Origin of the sequence: Tranquillimonas alkanivorans, assembly GCF_900115595.1 — a bacterium.
In the GTDB taxonomy this organism is placed as follows: domain Bacteria; phylum Pseudomonadota; class Alphaproteobacteria; order Rhodobacterales; family Rhodobacteraceae; genus Tranquillimonas; species Tranquillimonas alkanivorans.
This window is the reverse complement of sequence record NZ_FOXA01000001.1, coordinates 183,895-209,304: the sequence shown is the minus strand read 5'-3', so window position 1 is coordinate 209,304 and position 25,410 is coordinate 183,895. Positions and strand designations below refer to the sequence as shown.

Here is a 25,410-nt window from a genome sequence, read left to right as displayed (position 1 = left end):
GCATGAGCGCCGCCGTCGCAGCCCGCATCGCCCGCCGCGAGTTGCGCGGCGGCCTCAAGGGCTTCCGCGTGTTCCTCGCCTGCCTCGCGCTGGGCATCGCGGCCATCGCCGCCGTGGGGCTTGTCCGTGAAAGCATTCGCGCCGGGCTGGATCGCGAGGGCGCGGTGCTGCTGGGGGGTGACGCGTCGGTCGAGTTCACGTATCGCTTCGCCTCGCCCGAGGAACGCGCATTTCTCGACGGCATCGCCACCGAGGTGGTCGAGATCACCGACTTCCGCTCGATGGCCGTCGTCGACCGCGGCGGCGAGAGCGAGCGCGCCTTGACCGAGGTGAAGGGCGTCGACGACGGTTATCCGATCTACGGCGAGGTGCGGCTGGAGCCCGATATGCCGCTGGCCGAGGCGTTCGAAGGCCGCGACGGGAGGCCGGGCGCCGTGATGGACCCGATCCTGATTGACCGGCTCGGTCTGTCGCCGGGCGATACTTTCCGGCTGGGCACCAAGGATTTCGTCCTGATGGCCGCCATCACGCGCGAGCCGGACGATGCGGGCGGCGGCTTCGACCTGGGGCCGCGCACGATGGTGCTGACGCGGGACCTCGACGGCGCAGAGCTGCTTCAGCCCGGAACGCTGTTCGAAAGCGAATACTACCTCGCGCTGCCCGAGGACGCCGATCTCGACGCGCTGGAGGCGCGGGCCGAGGAGGCTCTGGCCGAGACCGGCTTCCGCTGGCGCGACCGGCGCAACGGCGCGCCGGGCGTCGAACGCTTTGTCGATCGGCTGGCGGCCTTCCTGGTGCTGGTCGGGCTGGCGGGGCTCGCCGTTGGCGGCGTGGGGGTCGCCTCGGCGGTGCGGGCGCATCTGGAGGAGAAAACCGGCACCATTGCCACGCTCAAGACGCTGGGCGCCGAGGGGCGGACCATCTTCATGGTCTACCTCATGCAGATCGGGGCGTTGACCGCGCTGGGGCTGGCGATCGGGCTGGTGCTGGGTGCGGGCGTTCCGCTGGCCTTCTCGCCGCTGATTCAGGCGCAGCTGCCAGTCCCGGTCGAGTTCGGGCTGCATCCGGGCCCGCTGCTCGAGGCTGCGCTCTACGGCCTTCTGGCGGCTTTGCTCTTCACCCTGTGGCCGCTCGCCCGGACCGAGGACATTCGCGCGGCACAGCTGTTCCGTGACGCGGTGGGCCGCACGCGGGGGCTGCCCCGGCCCATCTACTTGGTGGTGCTGGCGGCGATCCTGGCGGCGCTCGTGGGCTCGGCGGCATGGCTTTCGGGGCTGGCGAAGCTCACGCTTTGGTCCGCGGGAGGCATCGCGGCGGCGTTCGTGGCACTCCTGCTGGTGGCATGGGGCGTGCGGGCGCTGGCGCGGCACCTCGCCTCGACCCGCGCGGCACAGGGGCGCAGCGCCCTGCGGCTGGCGCTCGGCGCGGTCGGCGGACCGGGGGGCGAGGCCGCGTCGGTGGTCCTGTCGCTCGGCCTCGGGCTGACGGTGCTGGCGGCGATCGGGCAGATCGACAGCAACTTGCGCAACGCCATCGCCCGCGACCTGCCCGACGTCGCGCCGTCGTATTTCATGGTCGACATCCAGCCGAACCAGATCGACGGCTTCCTCGACCGCCTGAACGACGATCCGGCGGTGTCGCAGGTCGAGACCGCACCAATGCTGCGCGGCATCGTCACCCGCATCAACGACCGCCCGGCACGCGAGGTGGCGGGGGACCACTGGGTCGTCAGCGGCGATCGGGGCGTGACCTACGCCGACCGGCCGTCAGAGGATACACGCGTGACGGCGGGCGAGTGGTGGCCCGAGGATTACGACGGCCCCCCGCAGATCAGCTTCGCCGCCGAGGAAGCCGAAGAGATCGGGCTGGAATTGGGTGACACGCTGACGCTCAACGTGCTGGGCCGCGACATCACCGGCACCATCACCAGCTTCCGCGAGGTCGACTTTTCGACCGCCGGAATCGGCTTCGTGCTGACGATGAACCCGGCGGCGCTGCGCGGCGCACCGCACACCTACATCGCCACGATCCACGCCGAGGAGGAGGCCGAGGCGCAGATCCTGCGCGACCTCGCCTCGGCCTATCCCAACATCACGGCGATCCGCGTGCGCGACGCCATCGACCGGGTGTCCGAGGTTCTGGCCGGCATCGCCGCCGCGATCACCTATGGCGCGCTTGCCACGCTGATCACCGGCTTCGTCGTCCTCATCGGTGCGGCGGCGGCCGGCGTCCGGGCCCGTACGTACGAGGCGGCGGTGCTCAAGACGCTGGGGGCGAGCCGCCGCACGATCCTGCTCAGCTTCGCCCTGCGCTCGGCGCTTCTGGGTGCAGCGGCGGGGGCGCTGGCGATCGTGGCGGGTGGCCTGGCCGGCTGGGCCGTCAGCCGCTTCGTGATGGAGACGTCTTTCGCGTTCGAGCCGGTCTCGGCCGTGCTGATCGTGCTGGGCGGCGTAATGCTGACGACGCTGGCCGGGCTGGCCTTTGCCTGGGGTCCACTGGCGGCGCGCCCGGCGCGGGTCCTGCGGGCGCGCGAGTGACTTGGCGGCACATCTCGCGTAGCGGCCCCATATCTTGGGGATAAGGCGGAATTCCGCTCCATATCCGGCGCGGCCTGCGTTGACAGGCCGCGCCCGCACCCGGAAACTCGCGGATCAACGGAATCAAGCGAGGCTCCCTTGCGCTTCACCCGCCTGCGTCTCAACGGCTTCAAGAGCTTCGTCGACCCCACCGACCTGGTGATCAACGACGGACTGACCGGCGTGGTCGGCCCGAACGGCTGCGGCAAGTCGAACCTGCTCGAGGCCCTGCGCTGGGTGATGGGCGAGAACCGCCCCACGGCCATGCGCGGCGGCGGGATGGAGGACGTGATCTTCGCGGGCACCGCCACGCGGCCCGCCCGCCACTTCGCCGAGGTGTCGCTGCACATCGACAACTCCGACAGGCTGGCCCCGGCGGGTTTCAACGACGCCGACATGCTGGAAATCGTGCGCCGGATCACGCGCGACGCCGGATCGGCCTACAAGGCGAACACCAAGGACATCCGCGCGCGCGACGTGCAGATGATGTTCGCCGACGCCTCGACCGGGGCGCAGTCCCCGGCGCTGGTGCGGCAGGGGCAGATCTCGGAGCTCATCAACGCCAAGCCCAAGGCCCGGCGGCGCATCCTCGAGGACGCGGCGGGCATCGGCGGCCTGTATCAGCGCCGCCACGAGGCCGAGTTGAAGCTGAAGGGCGCCGAAAGCAACCTTGAGCGCGTGCAGGACGTGGTCGAGCAGCTGGCCGCGCAACTTGCCACGCTGGCCCGGCAGGCGAAGCAGGCGGCGCGTTACCGCAAGATCGGCGAAGAGTTGCGGATGGCCGAGGGCATGCTGCTTTACCGCCGCTGGCGCGACGCCGACACGGCGCGCACGGACGCCGAGGCGCTGCTGACCGAGCGTGCGCGCCGCGCCACCGAGGCGGAGCGCACGGCGCGCGAGGCGGCGGCGATCCGCGAAGAGCGGGAAGAGGCCCTGCCGCCCCTGCGCGAGGAGGAGGCCATTGCCGTCGCGGTCCTCCAGAAGCTTCAGGTCCAGCGCGACACGCTGAGCCAGCAGGAGGCGCAGGCGCTGCGGACGATCGACACGCTGAAGGCCCGCATCGACCAGCTGTCCCGCGACGGGGAGCGGGAAGAGGCGCTGAACCGTGACGCGGGCGACACCATAGCCCGGCTCGAAGACGAGCGCGCCGAGCTCGAGGACGCCGGCGACGGCTTCGAAGTCGAGCTGGAGCAGGCCGAAGAGGCCGCCGAGGTCGCTCGCGTGCTGCTGGGCGAGCGCGAGGCGCAGTTGGCCGAGCTGACCGAAGAGGCCGCGCGACTGTCCGCCCGCCACCAATCCGCCCGCCGCTTCGTCGAGGAAACCGCGCGCCTGCGCGACAAGGCCGAGGCCGAGGCCGCCCGTGCCCGGCAGGCGGTGGAAGAGGCCGAGGCGGCGCTGGAGGAGTCCTCCGACGCCTACGCCGCCGCAGATGAGGCACAGGAGGCGGCGCAGGAACTCTCGGACCGCGCCGAGGACGCGCTGCTCGCCGCTGACGAGGCCCGGGGTGAGGCGCAGTCGCGCGAGGCAGATGCGCGGGCGGGGCGTTCCTCGCTCGAGGGCGAGCTGAACGCGCTGAAGGCCGAGGCCGGGGCGCTGGCGAAACTCGTGGCGCGGGACGAAGGCGACGGCGGCCAGGTGCTCGACCTCGTGCAGGTGCAGCCGGGATTCGAGAAAGCGCTTGGCGCGGCATTGGCCGACGACCTGCGCGCCCCGGCCATCGACGCCGACGCGCCCTCCGGCTGGGTGGAGCTCGCGGCCTATGCCGATGCACCCGCGCTGCCCGACGGTGCGCGCCCGCTGGCCGAGGTCGTGACGGTGCCGGGCGTGCTCCAGCGCCGGGTCGGGCAGGTGGGCGTGGTGGACGCCGCCGAAGGGGCCCGTTTGCAATCGGCGCTGCGGCCAGGGCAGCGGCTGGTCAGCGTCGAGGGCGACCTATGGCGCTGGGACGGCTTCCGCGCCGGGGGCGAGGATGCGCCTTCCGCCGCCGCGCTGCGGCTTCAGCAGATCAACCGGCTGGACGAACTCAACCGCCAGATCAAGGCCGCCGAGGCGAAGGTCGAGACCGCGGCGCACGAGCACGAGGCGCTGCGGGCACGGCTGGAAGACCTGACCCGCGCCGACCAGGCGGCCCGGCAGGCCCGCCGCGATGCCGACGCGCGCGTGGCCGAGGCCAGCCGCGCGCTCAGCCGGGCCGAGGCGGACCGCAACATCGCCGGGGGGAAGCTGGAAAGCCAGCGGCTCGCCGTCACCCGCCACGAGGAAGAGGCGATGTCGGCCCGCGCGCGGCTGAAGGAAGCCGAGGCGGGGCTGGACGAGCTGGACGACTTCGACGCCGTGCGCGCCGAGGTGGAGACTCTGAAGATGCAGGTCGAGGCCGCGCGCATCACCATGATGACCGCGCGCGCCCAGCACGACGAACTCCGCCGCGAGGGCGAGGCGCGGACCCGGCGGGCGCAGGAGGTCGCGCGCGAGATCGCCAGCTGGCGCAGCCGGCTGGACAACGCCGGCAAGCGGGTGGCCGAGATCCAGGCGCGGCTCGAGGAGTCCCGCGCCGAGCTGGAGGACGCCGCCGCCGCGCCCGAGGAAATCGCCGAGCAGCGCGAGGACCTCGCCCGCTCGATCGAGGAGGCCGAGGCACGGCGGCATTCTGCGGGGGAGGCTCTGTCGCAAGCCGAGGCCGCGCTGCGCGAGGCGGTGACCACGGAACGCGACGCCGAACGTCATGCGGGCGACGCGCGCGAGGCGCGGGCCGCCGCCGAAGCCCGGGCCGAGGCCGCCCGAGACGCGGTCGCCGCGGCAGCCGAGCGCATCGCGGAAGAGCAGGAGACGACGCCGCAGGATTTGCTGGCGGGGCTGGAGACGGACGCCGAGCACATGCCGGCTGTCCCCGCGCTGGAAGCGGATGTCGCAAAGCTGCGCCGCCAGCGGGATTCGCTGGGCGCGGTGAATCTACGCGCCGAGGAAGACGCCCAAGAGGTGCAGGACGAGCACGACACGCTGGTGCGCGAAAAGACCGACCTGGAAGAGGCCATCCGCGCCCTCCGCTCAGGTATCTCGGCCTTGAACCGGGAGGGGCGCGAGCGGCTTCTGGCGGCGTTCGAGCAGGTGAACAGCAACTTCTCGATGCTCTTCACCCACCTCTTCGGCGGGGGCGAGGCGAAGCTGGTGCTGGTGGAGTCCGACGACCCGCTGGAAGCCGGGCTCGAGATCATGTGCCAGCCGCCGGGCAAGAAGCTTTCGACCCTGTCGCTCCTGTCGGGGGGCGAGCAGACGCTGACGGCGCTGGCCCTGATCTTCGGCGTGTTCCTGGCGAACCCCGCGCCGATCTGCGTGCTCGACGAGGTCGACGCGCCGCTCGACGACGCCAACGTGACCCGCTTCTGCGACCTGCTGGACGAGATGACGCGTCAGACCGAGACGCGATTCCTGATCATCACCCACCACGCGGTGACGATGGCGCGCATGGACCGGCTGTTCGGCGTGACGATGGGCGAGCAGGGGGTCAGTCAGCTGGTGAGCGTCGACCTCAAGAAAGCCGAGCAGCTGGTGGCCTGATCCGGCCGCCAGCTACCCTGACGCAGCCTTTCCGACCGAGCCTGCCCCCGCCGCGACCCTTGGCGGTGGAAGGAGGTGGTTGGTCTGACAGAGGACAGTTTTCGAAGATGGATGGTGGCGATCGCCGCAGCATCGCTCGCGGTCGCCATCATCAGGCTCTTGATCGGCTGACGCCGCAAAAAGAAGCCCGGCAGAGTAGCAGCTCTGCCGGGCTATCGTTTGGAGGTGACCTCCAAGAGAACAGCTTTCGTGCCTCCGGACTACAGGCGAAGTCCTACCGATCTCCAAACCTCGCCGCCGAGGATGATTAACGACTTTAAAGCCGCTCCAATAGGCTCGGCGTCGGCCAGGCGTCTGCGGGAAGGCCCAGCCGCTCCTGTTCTGCCTGAACCGCCTTGCGCGTCATTTCGCCCAGGATGCCGTCGACGCCGCCCACGTCATAGCCGCGTGCCTTGAGGGTCTCTTGCAGGCGGATCATCTGCCGCTCGTTCAGGCCCGGCTCGGGATCGCCCGCGTCATACACCGGCGCCCCTTCAAGCCGCGTGGCGAAGTAGGCCGCGGTCATCACGTACACGAAGCTCTCGTTCCACTCGAAGTAGACGTCGAAATTCGGGTAGGCGAGGAAGGCCGGTCCCTCATGCCCCTGCGGCAGAAGGAGAGACGCGGGCAGGTCCGGCCGTTGCAGCGACCCGCTGCGCGGGCGCACGCCCATCTCGAGCCAGTCGCTTGCCGTCTTCTTCGTGTCGAGGCCCGTCTGCGCCCAGTCCATCTCTGCCGGCACCTCGACCTCCTGCAGCCACGGCTCGTTCGGGCGCCAGCCGAGATGGCGCAGCATCTTCGCGCCCGAGGTCAGCGCGTCGGGCGGAGAGGTCTTCAATCGGACCGCGCCGTCGCCGTCCGCGTCGACGCCGCTTTCGATGATGTCGCCCGGCAGCATCTGCACCATGCCGATCTCTCCCGCCCAGGCGCCGGTCGTCGAAGCCGGATCCAGCCCGCCTTGCTCGTAAAGCTCGATGGCCGAGAAGACCTGCGGGCGGAAAAGGTCGGGGCGGCGGCAATCGTGCGCAAGCGTCATCAGCGAGTTCACCGTGTTGAAGTCGCCCTGGACCGCGCCGTAGTCGGTCTCGAACGCCCAGAACGCCAGGAGCACACCGCGCGGCACGCCGTATTCGGCCTCGATCCGCTCGAAGACGTCGTCCCACTTCTGCTCCATCTGCCGGCCGCGCTGGATGCGGTTCTGGCTGATGAGGCGCTGCGAGAAGTCGAGGAATGGCAGCTGGAACACGCCCTGCCGCCGGTCGGCCGCGATCGTTTCGAGGTCCTGCCGGACGGTGCGGAAGAAGCTGTCGACGGTCGAGGGGGCGTGGCCGCGGGCGACGGCCTCCTGCTTCATCTTCTTAACGAAGCCGGAGAAGCTGCCGCCGCAGGGCACCGCCGCTTGCGACGCGGTGGCGGACAGGGCGACGGCGAGAGCGGCCAGGGGAAAGCGCATCGATGGACCTCGGGGTTATCTCGTTGGCCGCGGGACGGTAGCAGCCTTGCTCGCTCAGGCAATGGCCAGCGCGGTCACGATGCCGAAGGTCAGCAACCATCCGCGCCACAGCACGCGGACCGCCGCCTCGATGTCGTCGGGGCCGAGCGCGCGGCGGCCCTCGGGGTGGACGTACGGATAGTCGCGCACCTCGCCGTGGTAGGAGCGCGGCCCCGACAGCGCCGCGCCCAACACCGCCGCCATCGCCGCCTCGGGCCAGCCGGCGTTGGGCGAGCGGTGGAGCCCGGCGTCGCGCCGGATCACCGGCCACGCGTTGGAGGACGGATGGGCGAGGGCGAGCAAGGCTGCCGTCAGGCGCGCCGGCACCCAGTTCAGCAGATCGTCGAAGCGGGCCGAGGCCCAGCCGAACTCGGCATACCTCGGCGTGCGGTAGCCGATCATGCTGTCGGCGGTATTGACGATCTTGTAGACCAGCAGCCCCGGCAGACCGAGCAGCAGGAACCAGAAGGCCGGCGCGATGACGCCGTCCGAGAAGTTCTCGGCCGCCGACTCGATGGCCGCGCGCGAGACGGCGGAGGCGTCCATCCCAGCGGTGTCTCGGCCCACGATGCGCGCCACGGCGCGGCGGCCTTCGCCAAGCGAGATGCGCAGGGCGTTTGCCACGTCGCGCACGTGGTCCACCAGGCTGCGCTGCGCCAAAAGGATCGCGGCGGCAACGATTTCGACCAGCCAGCCGAAGGGAAGGGCGGCGAAGAAGCCGCCCAGCACCCATGCCGGGACCGCCAGCGAGGCAAGCGCGAGCACGCCCCTGGCCTTCCGGTTCTCCCCGTGGTTCAGCGACCGGTCCAGCGCCGCCACGGCGCGGCCCATCAGCACGGCGGGGTGCGGGTACCGATCCCACACCCACCGCGGCTCGCCGAGCAGCGCGTCGATGAGCAGAGCGAGAGCCAGAGCGCCGGCGTGCGTCACAGTGCGGCCTCGAGTTGCTCCCACCGGTCCGGGTGCGGCAGGCCGAGGCGGAGCCAGTGGCGGGAATAGGGAAAGACGCGCGTCCAGACACGACCTTGGGCAAGACGCTCCTGCCACGCGGCGGCATCGTCGACGTCGTAAAGGCGGAACAGCGTCGTGCCACCGACGGTGCGCGCACCGCACCCGGTCAGCAGCGCATCAAGGCGCGCCGCGTCCTCGCACAGCCGCGCCCGTCTCGTCCGGGCCCAGCCCTCGTCCTCCAGCGCCCGCGCGCCGATTTCGAGTGCGGGGCCGGAGACCGGCCAGGGGCCGAGCATCTCGACCAGCCGCTCTGCCGTTTCGGGCGCGGCGATGGCGAAACCCAGCCGCAGGCCGGCGAGGCCCCAGAACTTGCCGAAGCTCTTGAGCACGACGACGCCCGGCTCCGCCGCCCGCGCCACGTGGCTCTCGCCCGGCGTCACGTCGCAGAAGCTTTCGTCGATCACCGTCAAGGGGCGGCCGCCGATATGCGCGCCCTCCCACAGCCGCCCGTCCGGGTTGTTCGGGTGGACATAGACATGGACCGGCGCATCCTCGCCCGCCTCGACATCCGCCCCAGCCGCCCGGAAGGCAGCGGCGTGTTCGTTATACGTGGGGCCGGGGATGTGGACGCGGGGGGCGTCGGCGGCCGCCGGAAGCCGCGCGATCAGCGCAGACGCCCCCGGCGCCGCCACGACCGCCGCCCCGTCCGGCACGTACCAGAACCGTCGTGCCGCCGTGATCAGCCGCTCTTGCGCTGTTCGGTCGGGCAGTGCGGTCCAAGCCTCGGTCGGAATCTCGGCCACCGGATACGGCACCGGATTGATTCCCGTCGACAGGTCCAGCCAGTCGCCGCGAATCCCGCCCCAGCGGGCGGCCGCGGCATCGAGGCCGCCGCCATGGTCGCGCGGTGCGCTCATTCCTCGGGCAGCGGCGGGTGGCGGGTCACGAAGTGCCCCTTCACCCCCTGTGGCCACTGGCGATAAGGGACCTGCCCGCTTTCGCTTTCAGCGTGCAGCGCGGCCCAGTCGACGATCGCCTGCGCCGCCTCCTCCGCCGGCTCGAACCGGCCGAGAGTGTAGCAGAGCTTGCCCGCCGCCTGCACCGCCACATTGCAGCCGTGGCTGCACCCCATCAGGCACGAGACGCGGCGCGTCCTCAGCGGAGGCCGCACCACGGCCTCCACCTGCTCGGCCAGCGCCTCGCCATCGGTCCTGCCATCGGCGCCGGGCTCCCAGCCCTCGCGCTTGCAGGTGTCGCAGATCGTGATCCAGGTCGTCATGCGGCTCCGCTGCCACCGTGCGCCGCCGCAATCAAGTCAAAACCTACGGCGCGACTGCCTCTCCGACCGCCTCGCGCCCGTGCGTGGCGGTCCAGTCGAGCACCGGGTTGATGGGGATGATGCGGTGCGGGTTAATCGTGTCGTGGCTGTAGTGGTAGTGCCGCACGATGTGGTCGAACTCCACCTCATCCGCGATCCCCGGCCACTGGTACAGCTCGCGCGTGTATCCCCATAGGTTCGGATAGTCGGTGATCCGCCGGCGGTTGCACTTGAAGTGCATGTGATAGACGAGGTCGAAGCGCACCAGCGTCGAAAACAGGCGCCAGTCGGCCTCCGTGATCCGGTCGCCCATCAGATAGCGGTTCTCGGACAGCCTCTCCTCCAGCCAGTCGAGCGTGTCGAACAGCGGGTGCACGGCGTCGTCATAGGCCTCCTGCGAGGTGGCGAAGCCGGCCTTGTAGACGCCGTTGTTGAGGGTGTCGTAGATGCGGTCGTTCACCGGTTCGATCGCATCGCGCAGATCCTCGGGCCAGAAGTCGGCGGTGTTGCCGGTCATCCCGTCGAAGGCCGAGTTGAACATCCGGATGATCTCGGCGCTCTCGTTCGACACGATCGTCTCGCGCTTCTTGTCCCAGAGCACGGGAACCGTGACGCGGCCCGAGATCGTCGGGTCGGCCTTGAGGTAGAGGTCGCGCAGGAACGGCAGGCCGTAAAGCTTGTCGCCCGTGGCGCCGGGGAAATCGGTGCGGAACTCCCACCCCTCCGACAGCATGTCGGGGTGGACGACCGAGACGTCGATGAGGCCCTCGAGCCCCTTGAGCCGGCGAAAGAACAGCGCGCGGTTGGCCCATGGGCAGGCATAGCTGACATAAAGGTGGTAACGTCCGGCCTCGGCCGGGAACCCGCCCTCGCCGCGCGGGCCGGGCGACCCGTCGGGCGTGATCCAGTTGTGGAACTTCGTCTCGGACCGGACGAACTTCCCCCCGGTCTTCGACGTGTCGTACCACGTGTCTTCCCATTTGCCGTCGACCAGTTGGCCCATGTCGTCCTCCCGTTTCCCTGCTTCTCCCCCGACCTAGCGTCGCGGAGCGCGTAACTTAACGCCGAACGGGGCAGGGCGGCGGTGCGTTCCTGCACAAGTCGCTTTCCCGGTGCCGGTCGCCGCATAATCGTTTGCGTGGCGCGGCCCGCGTTCCTATACGAAGAGCAGACGAAGCCCCGAGGGGCCGGAGAGGGGGCCGCGCGGCCGGCCGACCCAAACAGGGGGTCGCGGCGCGGCGTCGTCGGTGGGAGGTCGCGCCATGCGTCCGCCCCGATGCCTTGCGGTCCGTCGGCCCGGCCCGGAAAGGACCCGCGATGAAGACCCTCACCCTCCTCACGATCCTCGCGCCCGGCGTGGCGCAGGCCCATACCGGACATGTCGGAGAGGTCGCCGGCCACGACCACTGGGTCGCCGGCGCGGCCATCGGCGTGGCCATCGGCCTGTCGCTCTGGGCGATCTGGAAGGAGAAGGGGGCCAGGGCCCGCTCCGAAGACGAGGCATCAGACCAGGACGAGGCCGGGGCGGACGCCGAGGAGCAGCAGGCGTGAAGACCGGTGTGATGATCTGCGGCCACGGCTCGCGCAGCCAAGCCGCCGTGGACGAATTCGCCGTGCTCGCACAGAAGCTGCCCGGCTATCTGCCCGACGAGTGGGAGGTCGATTACGGCTACCTCGAGTTCGCCAATCCGGTGATCCGAGACGGACTCGACCGGCTGCGCGACAAGGGCTGCGAGCGCATCCTCGCGGTGCCGGGCATGCTCTTCGCCGCGATGCACGCGAAGAACGACATCCCCACCGTGCTCAATACCTACGCCGCCACCCACGGCATCGAGGTCTCCTACGGCCGAGAGCTGGGCGTCGACCCGAAGATGATCGCCGCCGCAGGTGCCCGGGTGCAGGAGGCGCTCGACGCCGCCAACGCCCGCGAAGAGGTGCCGCTGCACGAAACCTGCCTCGTCGTCATCGGCCGTGGCGCCTCGGACCCGGACGCCAACGGCAACGTGTCAAAGATCGCGCGGATGCTGTGGGAGGGGATGGGCTTCGGCTGGTGCGAGGTCGGCTATTCCGGGGTCACTTTCCCCCTGGTCGAGCCGTGCCTGGAGCACGTGACCCGGCTCGGCTACCGCCGGGTCGTCGTCTTTCCCTACTTCCTGTTCACCGGCATCCTGATCGACCGCATCTACGGCTTCACCGACCGGGTCGCGGCCGCGCACCCCGAGATCGACTTCGTCAAGGCCGGCTACCTGAACGACCATCCGAAGGTGCTGGAAACCTTCGCCGAGCGGGTGACCGAACAGGTGGGCGAGGTGCCGCCGCCGAACTGCGCCATGTGCAAGTACCGCACGCAGGTCCTCGGCTTCGAGGGCGAAGTCGGCGCGGTGCAGGAAAGCCACCACCACCACGTCGAGGGGCAGGGCGCCTCGGCCCCCGGCTCGAACGTCGAGGACTGCGCGCTCTGCGACGACTTCTGCACCGGGCTCTGCCGGCTTGAGGCGGATCACGGGCATCATCACCACCATCACCACGAGCACGACCACCACCACCACGCGCCGTACCCGCACGCGGACCATCCGCACGGGCCCGAAAGTGCGCGGAAGACGAAAGCGTGACCCGCTGCTTCTTCTGTCCTTAAATATCCCCGCCGGAGGCTCCCTGCCTTTCGGCCCGCGCCACGGCCGGAGGTGACGTGCGCCCCTACGAGAAAGATCCCGCCGCGATCTACGCGCAAAGCTTCGCCACGGTGCGTGCCGAGGCCCGGCTGGGCCGCTTCGGCCCGGGCATGGAAGCGCTGGCCGTCCGCCTGATCCACGCCTGCGGCATGGTCGAGGTCGCCGACCGCCTCGCCTTCTCGCCGGGCGCGTACGAGGCCGGGAACGCCGCGCTCGCCTCGGGCGCGCCGGTGCTATGCGATTGCGAGATGGTCGCCGCCGGCATCATCCGCGGCCGCTTGCCCGCCGCGAACCCGGTGATCTGCACGCTGAACGACGCCGGCGTGCCGGATCGCGCCGCAGCCATCGGCAACACCCGCTCAGCCGCCGCGGTGGAGCTGTGGAAGCCGCACCTCGCAGGCGCGGTCGTGGCCGTCGGCAACGCGCCCACGGCTCTGTTCCACCTGCTCGAGCTGCTGGACGACGGCTGGCCTACACCTGCGGTGATCCTCGGCTTTCCCGTCGGCTTCGTCGGCGCGGCGGAGTCGAAGGCCGAGCTGGCCCGCCACCCGCGCGGGACCGAATTCGTAGCCCTGCGGGGACGCCGCGGCGGCTCGGCGATGGCCTCGGCCGCCGTCAACGCGCTCGCCGCGGGGTTGCCGGAGGAGGCTGCCCGATGACGACGCCCTGGCTCCACATCGTCGGCATCGGCGAAGACGGAATGGACGGGCTCACCCCCGCCACCCGCGCGATCGTCGAGTCCGCCGAGGTCATCGTCGGCGGAGACCGGCACCACCGGCTCTCGGACGCGGTGACCGCGGAGCGTATCGCCTGGCCGTCGCCCTTCAATGCCATGATCGACACGATCCGCGGGCTCAAGGGCCGCCGCGCAGTCGTGCTCGTGACCGGCGACCCGCTCTGGTACTCGGTCGGTGCCCGCATCGGCCGCGCCATCGACCCGGCCGAGATCGTCTATCACCCGCAGCTCTCGGCCTTCCAGCTCGCCGCCGCGCGGATGGGATGGAGCCTGCCGGACGTCGAGACGCTCACCGTCCACGGCCGCCCGCCCGAGCAAATGATCCCGTTCATCCAGCCGGGCCAGCGGCTGCTGATCCTGACGACGGGCTCGGACACCCCCGCCCGCATCGCCGGGTTCCTGAGCGAGCGCGGCTATGGCCGCAGCCCGATGACCGTCCTCGCCGCGATGGGCGGAGCCGACGAAGCGCGCTTCGACGGCATCGCCGAAAGCTGGTCGCACGAGGTCCCGTCGTTCAACACGCTGGCGGTCGAGTGCGTGGCGGGGCCTAACGCGGTGCTGATGCCCCGGATCGCGGGCCTGCCGGACGAGGCGTTCCGCCACGACGGCAAGATGACCAAGCGCGAGGTGCGGGCGGTGACGCTCGCCAAGCTCATGCCGATGCGCGGGGCACTGCTGTGGGACATCGGCACCGGCTGCGGCTCGGTCGCCGTCGAGTGGATGCGCGCCGCGCCCGAGGCCCGCGCCATCGGCATCGAGCCGCGCGCCGAGCGCCGCGCCATGGCCGCCGAGAACGCGCTGGCGCTGGGCGCGCCGAAGCTCGAACTGGTGGAAGGCGAAGCTCCGTCGGCGCTTTCCGACTTGCCTGCGCCCGACGCGGTGTTCCTCGGCGGCGGGCTGTCCGAGGAAACCTTCGCCGCCGCATGGGCCGCGCTGAAGCCCCTCGGCCGCCTCGTCGCCAACGCGGTGACGCTGGAATCCGAGGCGATCCTGCTGGCCCTGCACGCCCGTTACGGCGGCGAGTTGGTGAAGATGCAGGTGAACCGCGCCGAGCCGGTGGGGCCGCTCACCGGTTGGCGGCCGCTGATGCCGGTCACGCAGTGGAGCCTGGTGAAGCGATGAGCGGGACCCTGTTCGGCGTTGGTCTGGGTCCGGGCGACCCGGGCCTCATCACCCTGCGCGCCGCGCGGCTGATCGAGGGTGCGGAAGTCGTCGCCTACCCGGCGCTCGCCGGTGCGCCCAGCCTCGCCCGCGCCATCGCCGCCGACCTGATCCCGGCGGGCTGCCGCGAGATCGCCATGCAAGTCCCGATGACGACCGAGCGCGCCCCGGCTCAGGCGGCTTACGACGCCGCCGCCGCCGAGATCGCAGCCGAGCTCGACACGGGGCGCGACGTGGTCTGCCTGTGTGAGGGCGACCCGTTCTTCTATGGCTCGTTCATGTACCTTCACGCCCGCCTCGCCCCGCGCTTCGCGGTCGAGGTCGTGCCCGGCGTCACGTCCCTCACCGCCTGCGCCGCCCGCGCCGGACGCCCGCTCGCGGCGCGGAACGAGCGGGTGACGGTGCTGCCGGGACCATTGCCCGAGTCCGAGTTGCGCGCGAGGCTCGAGGGCGCGGAGAGCGTTGCGGTGATGAAGGTCGGGCGCCACCTGCCAAAGATCCGCGCGGTGATCGACCGGCTCGGGCTGACCGACCGCGCCGTCTATGTCGAGCGTGCGACGCTGGGCGACGAGCGGGTGTGCCCGCTGGCCGAGGCCCCGGAAAGCGCGCCGTATTTCTCGATGATCCTCCTGACGAAAGGCACCGATCCATGGCTGTGACCCCGGTGGTTCTTGCCCTGTCCCGCTCGGGCGAGGCGGTCGCGCACCGCGTCGCCGCCGCCCTTTCGGCCCCCGTTCATGGGCGCGAGGAGCGGGTGGAGCGCGCTGACGCGTTCTTCCCCGACGCACTGGCCCATGCGCGCGACCTGTTCGCGGCGGGCGTGCCGGTGGTCGGCGTCTGCGCATCAGGCATCCTGATCCGCGCGGTCGCGCCGCTGCTTGCCGACAAGACGACCGAGCCGCCGGTGGTGTCGGTCAGCGACGACGGCGCGGTGGTGGTGCCGCTTCTCGGCGGTCACCGTGGCGCGAACCGGCTGGCGCGGGACATCGCGCGGGCGCTCGAGGGCAGGGCGGCGGTGACCACGGCGGGCGACGTGGCGCTGGGCGTATCGCTGGACGAGCCGCCGGAGGGCTGGAAGCTCGGCACGCCGGAGCGGGCGAAATCCGCGATGGCGGCCCTTTTGTCGGGCAGCGGCGCGCGCTTGACCGGCAGCGAGGCCGGAGCGGCCGAGTGGCTGGCCGGACTGCCGAAGGGCGACGACGTGTCGGTCGAGGCGACGCTGGGCCCGCCGTCGGAGGGCGCGCTGGCTTTCCACCCGCAGCGGGCGACGCTCGGCGTGGGCTGCGCGCGCAACTGCCCGCCGGAGGAACTGGCCGAGCTGGTCGCGGCGACGCTGTCCGAGACGGGCGTCGCGCCGGGCGCGCTGCGGGGCGTCTTCACGCTGGACCTGAAGGCGGACGAGCCGGCGGTGCTGGAACTTGCGCGGCGGCTCGACGCGCCGCTGCGGGTGTTCGGGGCGGAGGAGTTGGAGGCGGAGACGCCGCGGCTGGCCAATCCCTCTGACGTGGTCTTCGCCGAGGTCGGCTGCCACGGCGTCTCGGAGGCCGCCGCGCTGGCCGGGGCGGGGCCGGAGGCGGCGCTGCGTGTGACCAAGCGCAAGACCGAGCGCGCCACCTGCGCCGTCGCACTCGCGCCGGCACCGATCGCGGACCTGCGGGGCCGGGCGCGCGGACGGCTGTCGGTCGTGGGCATCGGGCCGGGCCAAGCGGCATGGCGCACGCCGGAGGCGTCGCGGCTGATCGCCGAGGCCGAGGAGCTGGTGGGCTACGGCCTGTATATCGACCTGCTGGGGCCGCTGGCGGCGGGGAAGGCGCGGTCGGACTTCCCGCTGGGCGGCGAGGAAGACCGCTGCCGCTATGCCCTCGAACGTGCCGGCGAGGGGCGGAACGTGGCTCTGGTGTGCTCGGGCGACGCCGGAATCTACGCCATGGGCGCGCTGGTGTTCGAGCTTCTGGGCCGCGAGGCGCACGGCGTGAGCGACGCGGCGAAGCGGGTGGAGGTCGTCTGCGCGCCCGGCATCTCGGCGCTGCAGGCGGCGGCCGCGCGGGCGGGGGCGCCGCTGGGCCACGACTTCTGCGCCATCTCGCTGAGCGACCTGCTGACCCCGCGCGAGGACATCCAACGCCGCATCCGCGCGGCGGCGGAGGGCGACTTCATCGTCGCCTTCTACAACCCCGTCTCGAAGCGCCGCCGCACGCTGCTGGCCGAGGCACGCGAGGTGCTGCTGGAACACCGCCCCGCGGACACGCCGGTGCTGCTGGCGACTTCTCTGGGGCGGCCGGAGGAGAGCCTGCGTTATCGCCGGCTGGACGAGCTGGAGGTGGACGAGGTGGACATGCTGACGGTGGTGCTGGTCGGCTCCTCCCAATCGCGCCTCGCGCGGATGGGCGAGGGGCCGCGGATGTACACGCCGCGGGGCTATGCGCGGAAGATCGACGGGGATCTCGCCCATGGCTGACTCATCGGCGCAGGCTGCGCCTGCACGCGGCGCATCGGCCCCTCTCCTGTCCTCTCCCCGGTCCGGGGAGAGGGAGCGCGTGGCGGGGCGAGCTCGTCTGAGGGGCGTGGTGCGCGTGGCGGGCGGCGGGACGCCTCCGGCGGGAGTATTTGAGGCAAGAGGAAGGGACGGGGCATGAAGGTGTTCTTCGTCGGTGCGGGTCCGGGGGACCCGGAGCTTCTGACGCTGAAGGCGCAGCGGGTGATAGCGGCGTGCCCGGTATGCCTCTATGCCGGGTCGCTGGTGCCGCCCGAGGTCGTGGCGGGCGCGCCGGAGGGGGCGCTGGTGCGGGACACCGCGCCGATGACGCTGGCCGAGACGCATGCCGAGATCCTGGCGGCGCAAACGCGGGGTGAGGACGTGGCGCGGGTGCATTCCGGGGACCCGTCGCTTTATGGAGCGATCGCCGAGCAGATCCGGCTTCTGAAGCGGGATGGCATCGAATACGAGATCGTGCCGGGCGTGCCGGCCTATGCCGCCGCGGCGGCCGCGATGGGGCAGGAGTTGACCGTGCCCGGTGTAGCGCAGTCGATCGTGCTGACGCGGATGTCGATGAAGTCGACCTCGATGCCCGAGGGCGAGACCCTGGAGACGTTCGCGCGGTCGGGTGCGACGCTGGCGATCCACCTGGGTGTTCGGGCGCTGCGGGAAATCGAGCGGCAGCTGGTGCCGCACTACGGGGCGGAGTGCCCGGTGGCGGTCGTCTATCGCGTGGGCTGGCCGGACCAGGAAATCCTACGGGGGACGTTGAGCGACATCCGCGAAAAAGTGCGCACGGCGAAGATCACGCGCACGGCGCTGATCCTGGTGGGGCCGGCCATGGGTGAGGTCGAGGGGTTCGAGGATTCCGCGCTCTACGATCCGGCGCAGCCGCATGTTCTGAGACCGGTGAGACGCTGACGCCGGAAAGCCGCGGCTTTTCATCCACTTGCCCTCCAGCATCTTGACCGGCGGCGGATTCGTGGCATCCTGATCTTCCTTGGTCCTGGGGAGGATACGGCGATGACGGATTTCCTGCCGCGCGAGGTGCGCGAGGGGCTGGAAGCGGCCCGCAAGTGCGAGCGCCGCAAGAGCGCGCGGATGCGCATCGAAGTGGGCGGCCAGAGCTTCACCATCCTGCGGTACTGGGACGAGGGCTTCGCGCTCGACGTCGAGGATGCGCCGCACCTGCGGGGCTACGGCGACCTTTACGACGGGGCGCGGCATGTCGGACAGTGCCTGATCGTCGCCTCGGCCGAGGATGGGGACGAGATGGTGTTCGAGTTCAAGCGCAACACGCCGGCCGCCGAACGCCCGCCGGTCGATTTCGCGCGAGACGAGCCCGAGACCGCCGGGGCGCTGCCGCCGCCGGTGGACTGAACCGTCAGAGCAGCGAGCCCTGTTCCGGCGACGGGTCCGACGGCTTGCGCTTCTTCTGCGTCTTGCCGAGCGCGAGGCGGCCGTCGCGGAACTGGATTTCCAGCGCCGGGGCCTGTTCCGCAGCGCCCTTCGTCGTCAGGACGTGGTCCCCGCTCCAGACGACGGCGTAGCCGCGCTGGAGAGTTGCCTCGTAGCCCAGCGTCACGCGCAGGCGCTCGAGCCCGTCGAGCCTGTCGCGGGCGGTGCGGATGCGCGATTCGTAGCAAGGCGTGAGGCGGGCCGAGAGCTTGTCGAGTTCCTTGCGCTTGCGGTCGATCTCGCGCCGGATGGGAAGCGGCGACAGGCGGGCGGCGCATTTTGCGAAGCTGTCCTGCGACTGCCGGCGCGTACGGGCGAGGGCCGCGTCGAGGCGGGGCGGGAGGTGGTGAAGCCGCTGGTTCTCTGCCGTGACGCGGCTGCGCAGCGTCGCGGGGCGCAGGACGGCGGCCAACTCGGTCAGGCGGCCGCGCCGGGTCTGGGCGAGCGCCTTCAGCGCCGCCGGAAGCCGCGCATCGAGCCAGTCGAGCCGCTGGCGCGCAGGGTCGAGAAGCGACTCGGGCCGCGGCAGCGCACGCGAGAGGTCGCGCAGGCGCTGGCCGCGCAGCGACAGGCCCTGGGTCATCGCACGCGTCAGGCGCGCGCCCTGCTGGTCGGTCCAGGCCAGAAGCTCCATGCGCACCGGCACCGCGAGTTCGGCGGCGGCGGTGGGCGTGGGCGCGCGGTGGTCCGAGACGTAGTCGATCAGCGTCGTATCGGTCTCGTGCCCCACGGCCGAGATCAGGGGAATTTCGCTGGCCGCGGCGGCGCGGGCGACGACTTCCTCGTTGAAGCCCCATAGATCCTCGATCGAGCCGCCGCCGCGCGCGACGATCAGAAGGTCGGGGCGCGGCAGCGCACCGCCGGGTGTCAGGCGGTTGAAGCCCTCGATGGCGCGGGCGACCTCGGCCGCGCAGCTCTGCCCCTGCACGGCAACCGGCCAGACCAGCACCTTGCGCGGGAAGCGGTCGCGCAGGCGGTGGAGGATGTCGCGGATCACCGCACCCGAGGGCGAGGTGACGACGCCGATGACCTCGGGAAGGAAGGGCAGAGGGCGCTTGCGTTCGGCCGCAAAGAGCCCCTCGGCCTCGAGCGCCTTCTTGCGCTTCTCGAGCATCGCCATCAGCGCACCGACGCCGGCCGGGCGCAGATCCTCGACGTTGAGCTGGTACTTGGATTGAGAGCCGAAGGTGGTGAGCTTGCCGGTGGCGACGACCTCCATCCCCTCCTCGGGCAGGGCGGAGAGCGCGCCGACCTGCCCCTTCCAGGTGACCGAGGCGAGCACGCAGCGGTCGTCCTTGATGTCGAAGTAGAGGTGGCCCGAGCGGGCGCGGAAGACGCGGCCGACCTCGCCGCGCACGCGGACGCGGCCGAACTCGCCCTCGATCACGCGCTTGATGGCGCCCGAGATTTCGGAAACGGTGAACTCGGGCGCGTTCTCACCGAAGAGGGGGGCGTCGATCAGGTCGGACATGGCGTGCCTTGTGCTGCTCGGGGGGCGACCTTAGAACGCGGGCGTCACGAGCGAAAGGCGGGCGCGCATGAATATCCTGATCCTCGGCGGCGGCGGGCGCGAACACGCGCTGGCCTGGGCGGTGATGCAGAACCCGAAGTGCGACAAGCTCATCGTCGCACCCGGCAACGCCGGCATCGCCATGATCGCCGAGTGCGCTTCACTCGACATCGAAGACGGGGCGCGCGTGGTGGATTTCGCCGTCGCGAACTCCATCGACTTCGTGATCGTGGGACCCGAGGCGCCGCTGGCGGCAGGCGTTTCCGACATGCTGCGCGAGGCGGGACTGCTGGTTTTCGGCCCCTCGGCGGCGGCGGCGAAGCTGGAGGCGTCGAAGAGCTTCACCAAGGAAATATGTGATGCGGCCGGCGCGCCGACGGCCGCCTGGCGCAGGTTCACCGAGGCCGGGCCGGCGAAGGACTACGTGCAGGCGCAGGGTGCGCCGATCGTGGTGAAGGCAGACGGGCTGGCCGCCGGCAAGGGCGTCGTCGTGGCCGAGACGGTCGAGCAGGCGATCGAGGCTATCGACGAGATGTTTGGCGGCGCCTTCGGCGCGGCGGGCGCCGAGGTCGTGGTCGAGGAGTTCATGACGGGCGAGGAGGCGTCGTTCTTCGTCCTCTGCGATGGCGAGACGGTGCTGCCGGTCGGCACGGCGCAGGATCACAAGCGCATCGGCGAGGGCGACACCGGGCCGAACACCGGCGGGATGGGCGCGTATTCCCCGGCGCCGATCATGACGGACGCCGTGGCCGAGCTTGCGCTGGAAGAAATCGTGCGCCCGACGATGGCCGAGATGGCGCGGCGCGGGACGCCGTACCAGGGCGTGCTCTACGTCGGGCTGATGATCGAGGACGGGCGGCCGCGGCTGGTGGAATACAACGTGCGCTTCGGCGACCCCGAGTGTCAGGTTCTGATGATGCGTCTCGGGGCGCAGGCGCTGGACCTGATGCACGCCTGCGCCGAGGGGCGGCTGGACGAGGCGCGGGTGAACTGGGCCGACGATCACGCGATGACCGTCGTGATGGCGGCCGAGGGCTATCCCGGAGCCTACGAGAAGGGCGCGACCATCGGCGGGCTCGAGAGGCTGCCGGAAGACAGCCGCAACATGGTGTTCCACGCCGGCACGGCCGAGAAGGACGGGCGCATCGTGGCCGCGGGCGGCCGGGTGCTGAACGTCACCGCACGGGGCGACACGCTGGCCGAGGCGCGGGAGCGGGCCTATGCCGTGTGCGATGCGATCGAGTGGCCCGGTGCGGTCTTCCGGCGCGACATCGGGTGGCGCGCCCTCAAGTGATCAGCAGTTCGGAACGTTGACGGCGAGACCGCCCAGGGCGGTCTCCTTGTACTTCTCGCTCATGTCCTGACCCGTCTGGCGCATCGTCTCGATGGCGGCGTCGAGCGGGACGAAGTGCGAGCCGTCGCCGCGCAGCGACAGCGACGCGGCCGAGACCGCCTTGATCGAACCCAGCCCGTTGCGTTCGATGCAGGGCACCTGAACCAGCCCCTTCACTGGGTCGCAGGTCATGCCGAGGTGATGCTCGAGCGCGATTTCCGCAGCGTTTTCCACCTGCTCGGGCGTCGCGCCCATGACGGCGGCGAGACCCGCGGCGGCCATGGCCGAGGCCGAGCCGACTTCGGCCTGGCAGCCGCACTCCGCCCCGCTGATCGAGGCGTTGTACTTGATCAGCCCGCCGATAGCGGCGGCGGTCAGCAGAAAGTCGGGCAGCTTCGCCCGGCTCGCCCCCGGCACGTGGGTCAGCCAGTAGCGGATGGTCGCCGGAATCACGCCCGCCGCGCCGTTGGTGGGGGCGGTGACGACCTGTCCGCCGGCGGCGTTCTCTTCGTTCACCGCCATGGCGTAGCAGGACATCCAGTCGTTGATGGTGTGCGGGGCCGAAAGGTTCATGCCCCGCTCGGCCAGGAGCGCGTCGTGAATGTGCTTGGCCCGGCGCTTCACGCGGAGGCCACCGGGAAGTTCGCCCGAGGCCGAGAGGCCCCGGTCGATGCAGTCCGACATGACTTCCCAGATCCGGTCGAGCCCCTCGTCCAGGTCGCGCGGCTTGCGTCGGGTCAACTCGTTGGCGCGCTTGAGCTGCGCGATGCTCTTTCCGCTCTCGGCGCACATGGCGAGCATCTCGGCTGCCGTCTTGAACGGGTAGGGGACGGGCGCGCCTTCTTCCTTGTCGGCGCCGGCTTGCAACTCGGCCTCGGTCAGTACGAACCCGCCGCCGACGCTGTAGAACGTCTCCTGCGCGATCACGTCGCCCTGCGCGTCGGTCGCCATCAGGATCATGCCGTTGGCATGGCCGGGCAGGGTGCGGTCGTAGTCGAAGACGAGGTCGCGCTCGGGGTCGAAGCGCAGTTCGCCCAGCCCCTTGGGGCGGACGGTCGCGTCTTTTCGGACACGCGCCAGCTCGGCCTCCGCCGCCTCGGCGTCGTACCCTTCGGGCGTGAAGCCGGCGAGGCCCAGGATGGTGGCGCGGTCGGTGGCGTGTCCCGCGCCGGTAAAGGCGAGCGAGCCGTGGAGCGAGGCGCGCAGTCCGCGCGGCGTGAACGGACCGGTCCGCAGGCGGTCGAGGAAGCGCGCGGCGGCGACCATCGGGCCCATCGTGTGCGAGGACGACGGGCCGATGCCGATCTTGAACATCTCGAAGACGGACAGAAACATGAACCTTGTGTCGCACATCGCCGGGCGGACGGACAGGCGGAATGCGACTCCTCCCGCGCCGGGCGCGGTCAGTCGGGCCGGGTGAGGATAAAGGCGGCGGCACCCAGAAGGCAGACGGCCTGGATCGCCAGCAGCATCGGCCGCAGCCCCAACGCCACCGACAGCAGGAAGGCCGCGGCCATCATGGTGCAAGCGAGCCACTTGGCGCGGCGCGAAATCGCGCCGTCCTCCTCCCACCGCCGGATCGGCGGGCCGAGATGGGCGTGGTCCACCAGCCAGGCACGGGCTCGCGGGCTGCCGCGCCCGAAGCAGAAGGCGGCGAGAATCAGGAAGGGCGTCGTCGGCAGCAGCGGCAGCAGGACGCCGAGCGCCCCCAGCGCCACGGCGGCCCAGCCCGCCCCGAGCAGCAGAATCCTTTGCACCTTCGATCCTCGTCCGACGGTTTCTGATGACGACGCAACGCCGACGACGCGGATATAGTCCCGCCGGCCGCCGGATTGCACTGCGGATGCGGCTTCGAGGCCATTTTCTCGGCCTTTTCGGCCCGCGCCGGCCTTGCCCGCATTGCCCCCTCGCCCGGGGCGTGCAAGTTGCCTATAACCCCAGCATCGTCTCAAGAGGTCGCTTTTCCATGCCCGGTCAGTTGTCCCCGATCGACACCGCCAAGTTCGTCGCCGCCAAGCGCGCCTGCGACTATGTCGAGGACGGCATGCGCGTCGGGCTCGGCACCGGGTCCACCGCCGCTTGGCTGGTGCGCTGCCTGGGCGAGATGGTGCGCGAGGACGGGCTGCGAATCGTCGGCGTGCCGACCTCGACCCGCACGGCCGAACTGGCGCGCCAGGTGGGGATCAAGGTCACGACGCTGGACGAGGCCAAGTGGCTGGACGTCACCATCGACGGCGCGGACGAGTTCGACCGCGAGCTCAACCTGATCAAGGGAGGCGGCGGCGCTCTTTTGCAGGAAAAGATCGTCGCGACCGCGAGCGACCAGATGATCGTGATCGCCGACAAGACCAAGCAGGTCGAAACGCTGGGCGCCTTCCCGCTGCCGATCGAGGTCGTGCCGTTCGGCTGGCAGACCACCAAGGCGCTGCTGGAAGAGACGATTTCATCGATGGACGTGCTGGGCGAAAAGACCTCGCTGCGCATGGACGGCGAGAAGCCGTACGTCACGGACGAAGGCAACTATATCGTCGACCTGCACCTTAACCGCATCGGCAACGCGCGACAGCTTGCGCTGGTGGTCAATCAGATTCCCGGCGTGGTCGAGAACGGGCTGTTCATCGACATCTGCGACATCGCGATCATCGGTCACGGCGACGGACGGGTCGAGGTGCGCGACATCAATACCGGCACAACGCAGGAGGACCGGATCGAATTCGTCGATACCGAGAACCTGTTCCGCGACCTGAACGACTGAGGACATCATGAACTTCGACTTCGACCTCTTCGTGATCGGCGGCGGCTCGGGCGGCGCGCGCGCGGCGCGCGTGGCCTCGGGCGAGCACGGCGCGAAGGTGGGCCTGGCCGAGGAATACCGCATGGGCGGCACCTGCGTGATCCGCGGCTGCGTGCCCAAGAAGCTGATGGTCTTCGCCAGCGAACTGGGCAACCGCGCCGACGACGCCCGCGCCTATGGTTGGGAGATCGAGCGCGGCGGCTTCGACTGGCAGCACTTCCACGGCAAGCTGCGCGAGGAGCTCGACCGGCTGGAAGGCATCTATCGCCGCAATCTGGAACGGGCGGGGGTCGAGATCTTCGATTGCCGCGCCACCCTTCACGACGCGCACACCGTGAAGTTGTCGGACGGGCGGCGGGTGACGGCAAAGCACATCCTGATCGCCACCGGCGGACGCCCCTTCGTGCCCGAGACGGTCGAGGGGTGGGAGAACGCGAACACCTCGAACGACGTCTTCCTGCTGGACGAACTGCCCAAGTCGGTGCTGATCGTCGGCGGCGGCTATATCGCGTGCGAGTTTGCCTGCATCCTCAACGGCCTGGGGGTAGAGGTGACGCAATTCTATCGCGGCGCGCAGATCCTGCGCGGCTTCGACGAGGAAGCGCGCGGCCACATTTCCGAGCTCATCAAGGAAAGCGGCGTCGACCTGCACGTTGGCACTGACGTCAAGGAACTGGACAAGCGCGACGACGGCGTGTGGGTTAAGGCCACCGACGGGCGCGAGGCGGTGTACGACCGGGTGCTCTATGCCACGGGCCGCCGGCCCAACATCGAGGGGCTCGGGCTCGAGGAACTGGGCGTCGAAATCGGGCGCAGGGGCCAGATCGTGGTGGACGAATGGTCGCAGACCAGCGTGCCGTCGATCTTCGCCGTGGGCGACGTGACCGACCGGATCAACCTGACGCCCGTGGCCATCCGCGAAGGGCACGCCTTCGCCGACACCATGTTCGGCGGCAAGAAGATCAAGCCCGATCACGAACTGGTGCCCGGGGCTGTGTTTACCCAGCCCGAGTATGGATATGTTGGCATGACCGAGGAGGAAGCGCGCGATCAGGGACCGATCGAGGTCTATTGCGCGACGTTCATGCCCATGAAGAACGCGTTCATCGGCAAGACGGCGCGCGTGCTGTTCAAACTGATCGTCTGCGCCGAGACCCGGAAGGTGCTCGGCTGCCACATCGTCTCGGAAGAGGCGGGCGAGTTGATCCAGCTTGCCGCCGTGGCGATCAAGATGGGCGCGACGAAAGAGGACTTCGACCGCACGGTCGCGGTTCATCCGACGGTATCGGAAGAGCTCGTGACCATGCGGACGCCGGTGCGCACAGCTTGATTTCGGTCG

21 protein-coding genes are annotated in these 25,410 nt (G+C 70.5%); 13 read left to right on the top strand and 8 right to left on the bottom strand.

Features of this window, described 5'->3' with window-relative positions; genetic code table 11:
- The first annotated feature begins 2 nt into the window (after window positions 1-2).
- Both BM162_RS01015 and smc read left to right on the top strand, forming a co-directional pair.
- On the top strand, window positions 3-2,537 hold the full coding sequence (locus BM162_RS01015; RefSeq protein ID WP_093416522.1) for an ABC transporter permease: 2,535 nt from the start codon (window positions 3-5) through the stop codon (window positions 2,535-2,537).
- 138 nt (window positions 2,538-2,675) lie between these two features.
- The gene (smc, locus tag BM162_RS01010; RefSeq protein WP_093416519.1) at window positions 2,676-6,131 is read left to right on the top strand and encodes a chromosome segregation protein SMC; all 3,456 of its coding nucleotides are present in this window, start codon (window positions 2,676-2,678) and stop codon (window positions 6,129-6,131) included.
- A gap of 316 nt (window positions 6,132-6,447) precedes the next feature.
- Here the strand turns inward: smc and BM162_RS01005 are convergent, their stop codons facing one another.
- From BM162_RS01005 to BM162_RS00985, 5 genes are read right to left on the bottom strand one after another with little or no spacing between them, the layout of a single operon-like run.
- A complete protein-coding gene (locus tag BM162_RS01005; RefSeq protein ID WP_093416517.1) occupies window positions 6,448-7,623 on the bottom strand; it encodes a lytic murein transglycosylase in 1,176 nt (391 codons plus the stop codon).
- A 54-nt stretch (window positions 7,624-7,677) separates the two neighbouring features.
- Window positions 7,678-8,592 carry an adenosylcobinamide-phosphate synthase CbiB gene (gene cbiB / locus BM162_RS01000; RefSeq protein WP_093416514.1) on the bottom strand — a complete coding sequence of 305 codons (915 nt, stop codon included), beginning with the start codon at window positions 8,590-8,592 and terminating at the stop codon, window positions 7,678-7,680.
- A complete protein-coding gene (locus BM162_RS00995; protein WP_093416512.1) occupies window positions 8,589-9,530 on the bottom strand; it encodes an aminotransferase class I/II-fold pyridoxal phosphate-dependent enzyme in 942 nt (313 codons plus the stop codon). The genes cbiB and BM162_RS00995 overlap by 4 nt, the downstream gene beginning before the upstream one ends.
- A complete protein-coding gene (locus BM162_RS00990) occupies window positions 9,527-9,892 on the bottom strand; it encodes a DUF1636 family protein (protein ID WP_093416509.1) in 366 nt (121 codons plus the stop codon). Before BM162_RS00990 ends, BM162_RS00995 begins: the two co-directional genes overlap by 4 nt.
- Before the next feature lie 43 nt (window positions 9,893-9,935).
- Window positions 9,936-10,934, bottom strand: a complete 999-nt coding sequence (locus tag BM162_RS00985) for a glutathione S-transferase family protein (protein ID WP_093416507.1) — start codon at window positions 10,932-10,934, stop codon at window positions 9,936-9,938.
- Window positions 10,935-11,248: 314 nt separating this feature from the next.
- Between BM162_RS00985 and BM162_RS00980 the strand changes: the two genes are divergently transcribed.
- From BM162_RS00980 to BM162_RS00945, 8 genes are all read left to right on the top strand, one after another.
- On the top strand, window positions 11,249-11,482 hold the full coding sequence (locus tag BM162_RS00980; protein WP_093416504.1) for a DUF6732 family protein: 234 nt from the start codon (window positions 11,249-11,251) through the stop codon (window positions 11,480-11,482).
- Between the two features lie 11 nt (window positions 11,483-11,493).
- A complete protein-coding gene (locus tag BM162_RS00975; RefSeq protein WP_093417725.1) occupies window positions 11,494-12,543 on the top strand; it encodes a sirohydrochlorin chelatase in 1,050 nt (349 codons plus the stop codon).
- Between the two features lie 77 nt (window positions 12,544-12,620).
- Window positions 12,621-13,262 carry a precorrin-8X methylmutase gene (locus BM162_RS00970; RefSeq protein WP_093416502.1) on the top strand — a complete coding sequence of 214 codons (642 nt, stop codon included), beginning with the start codon at window positions 12,621-12,623 and terminating at the stop codon, window positions 13,260-13,262.
- Window positions 13,259-14,461, top strand: coding sequence for a precorrin-6y C5,15-methyltransferase (decarboxylating) subunit CbiE (cbiE, locus tag BM162_RS00965; protein WP_093416499.1), 1,203 nt, complete (start codon window positions 13,259-13,261; stop codon window positions 14,459-14,461). Before BM162_RS00970 ends, cbiE begins: the two co-directional genes overlap by 4 nt.
- Window positions 14,458-15,159 carry a precorrin-2 C(20)-methyltransferase gene (gene cobI / locus BM162_RS00960; protein WP_093416497.1) on the top strand — a complete coding sequence of 234 codons (702 nt, stop codon included), beginning with the start codon at window positions 14,458-14,460 and terminating at the stop codon, window positions 15,157-15,159. Before cbiE ends, cobI begins: the two co-directional genes overlap by 4 nt.
- Window positions 15,150-16,958 carry a precorrin-3B C(17)-methyltransferase gene (cobJ, locus tag BM162_RS00955; RefSeq protein WP_093416494.1) on the top strand — a complete coding sequence of 603 codons (1,809 nt, stop codon included), beginning with the start codon at window positions 15,150-15,152 and terminating at the stop codon, window positions 16,956-16,958. The genes cobI and cobJ overlap by 10 nt, the downstream gene beginning before the upstream one ends.
- 174 nt (window positions 16,959-17,132) lie before the next feature.
- Entirely contained in the window at window positions 17,133-17,897 is a 765-nt protein-coding gene (cobM, locus tag BM162_RS00950; RefSeq protein WP_093416491.1) for a precorrin-4 C(11)-methyltransferase, read from the top strand.
- A gap of 102 nt (window positions 17,898-17,999) precedes the next feature.
- A complete protein-coding gene (locus tag BM162_RS00945) occupies window positions 18,000-18,356 on the top strand; it encodes a hypothetical protein (protein ID WP_093416488.1) in 357 nt (118 codons plus the stop codon).
- Window positions 18,357-18,360: 4 nt separating this feature from the next.
- On the opposite strand, the gene xseA is transcribed toward BM162_RS00945, so the two are convergent.
- Window positions 18,361-19,905, bottom strand: coding sequence for an exodeoxyribonuclease VII large subunit (gene xseA / locus BM162_RS00940; RefSeq protein ID WP_093416486.1), 1,545 nt, complete (start codon window positions 19,903-19,905; stop codon window positions 18,361-18,363).
- A 67-nt stretch (window positions 19,906-19,972) separates the two neighbouring features.
- Here xseA and purD point away from each other — a divergent pair, with 67 nt between their 5' ends.
- A complete protein-coding gene (gene purD / locus BM162_RS00935) occupies window positions 19,973-21,238 on the top strand; it encodes a phosphoribosylamine--glycine ligase (RefSeq protein ID WP_093416483.1) in 1,266 nt (421 codons plus the stop codon).
- On the opposite strand, the gene BM162_RS00930 is transcribed toward purD, so the two are convergent.
- Together BM162_RS00930 and BM162_RS00925 are read right to left on the bottom strand one after the other, a co-directional pair.
- Complete coding sequence (locus tag BM162_RS00930; protein WP_093417723.1) at window positions 21,239-22,612, bottom strand: L-serine ammonia-lyase; 1,374 nt, start codon at window positions 22,610-22,612, stop codon at window positions 21,239-21,241. It lies immediately after the preceding gene.
- 68 nt (window positions 22,613-22,680) lie between these two features.
- On the bottom strand, window positions 22,681-23,034 hold the full coding sequence (locus BM162_RS00925; RefSeq protein ID WP_093416481.1) for a YbaN family protein: 354 nt from the start codon (window positions 23,032-23,034) through the stop codon (window positions 22,681-22,683).
- A 209-nt stretch (window positions 23,035-23,243) separates the two neighbouring features.
- Here BM162_RS00925 and rpiA point away from each other — a divergent pair, with 209 nt between their 5' ends.
- Entirely contained in the window at window positions 23,244-24,032 is a 789-nt protein-coding gene (rpiA, locus tag BM162_RS00920) for a ribose-5-phosphate isomerase RpiA (RefSeq protein WP_093416478.1), read from the top strand.
- A gap of 7 nt (window positions 24,033-24,039) precedes the next feature.
- The gene (gene gor, locus BM162_RS00915) at window positions 24,040-25,401 is read left to right on the top strand and encodes a glutathione-disulfide reductase (RefSeq protein WP_093416476.1); all 1,362 of its coding nucleotides are present in this window, start codon (window positions 24,040-24,042) and stop codon (window positions 25,399-25,401) included.
- Window positions 25,402-25,410: the final 9 nt, after the last annotated feature.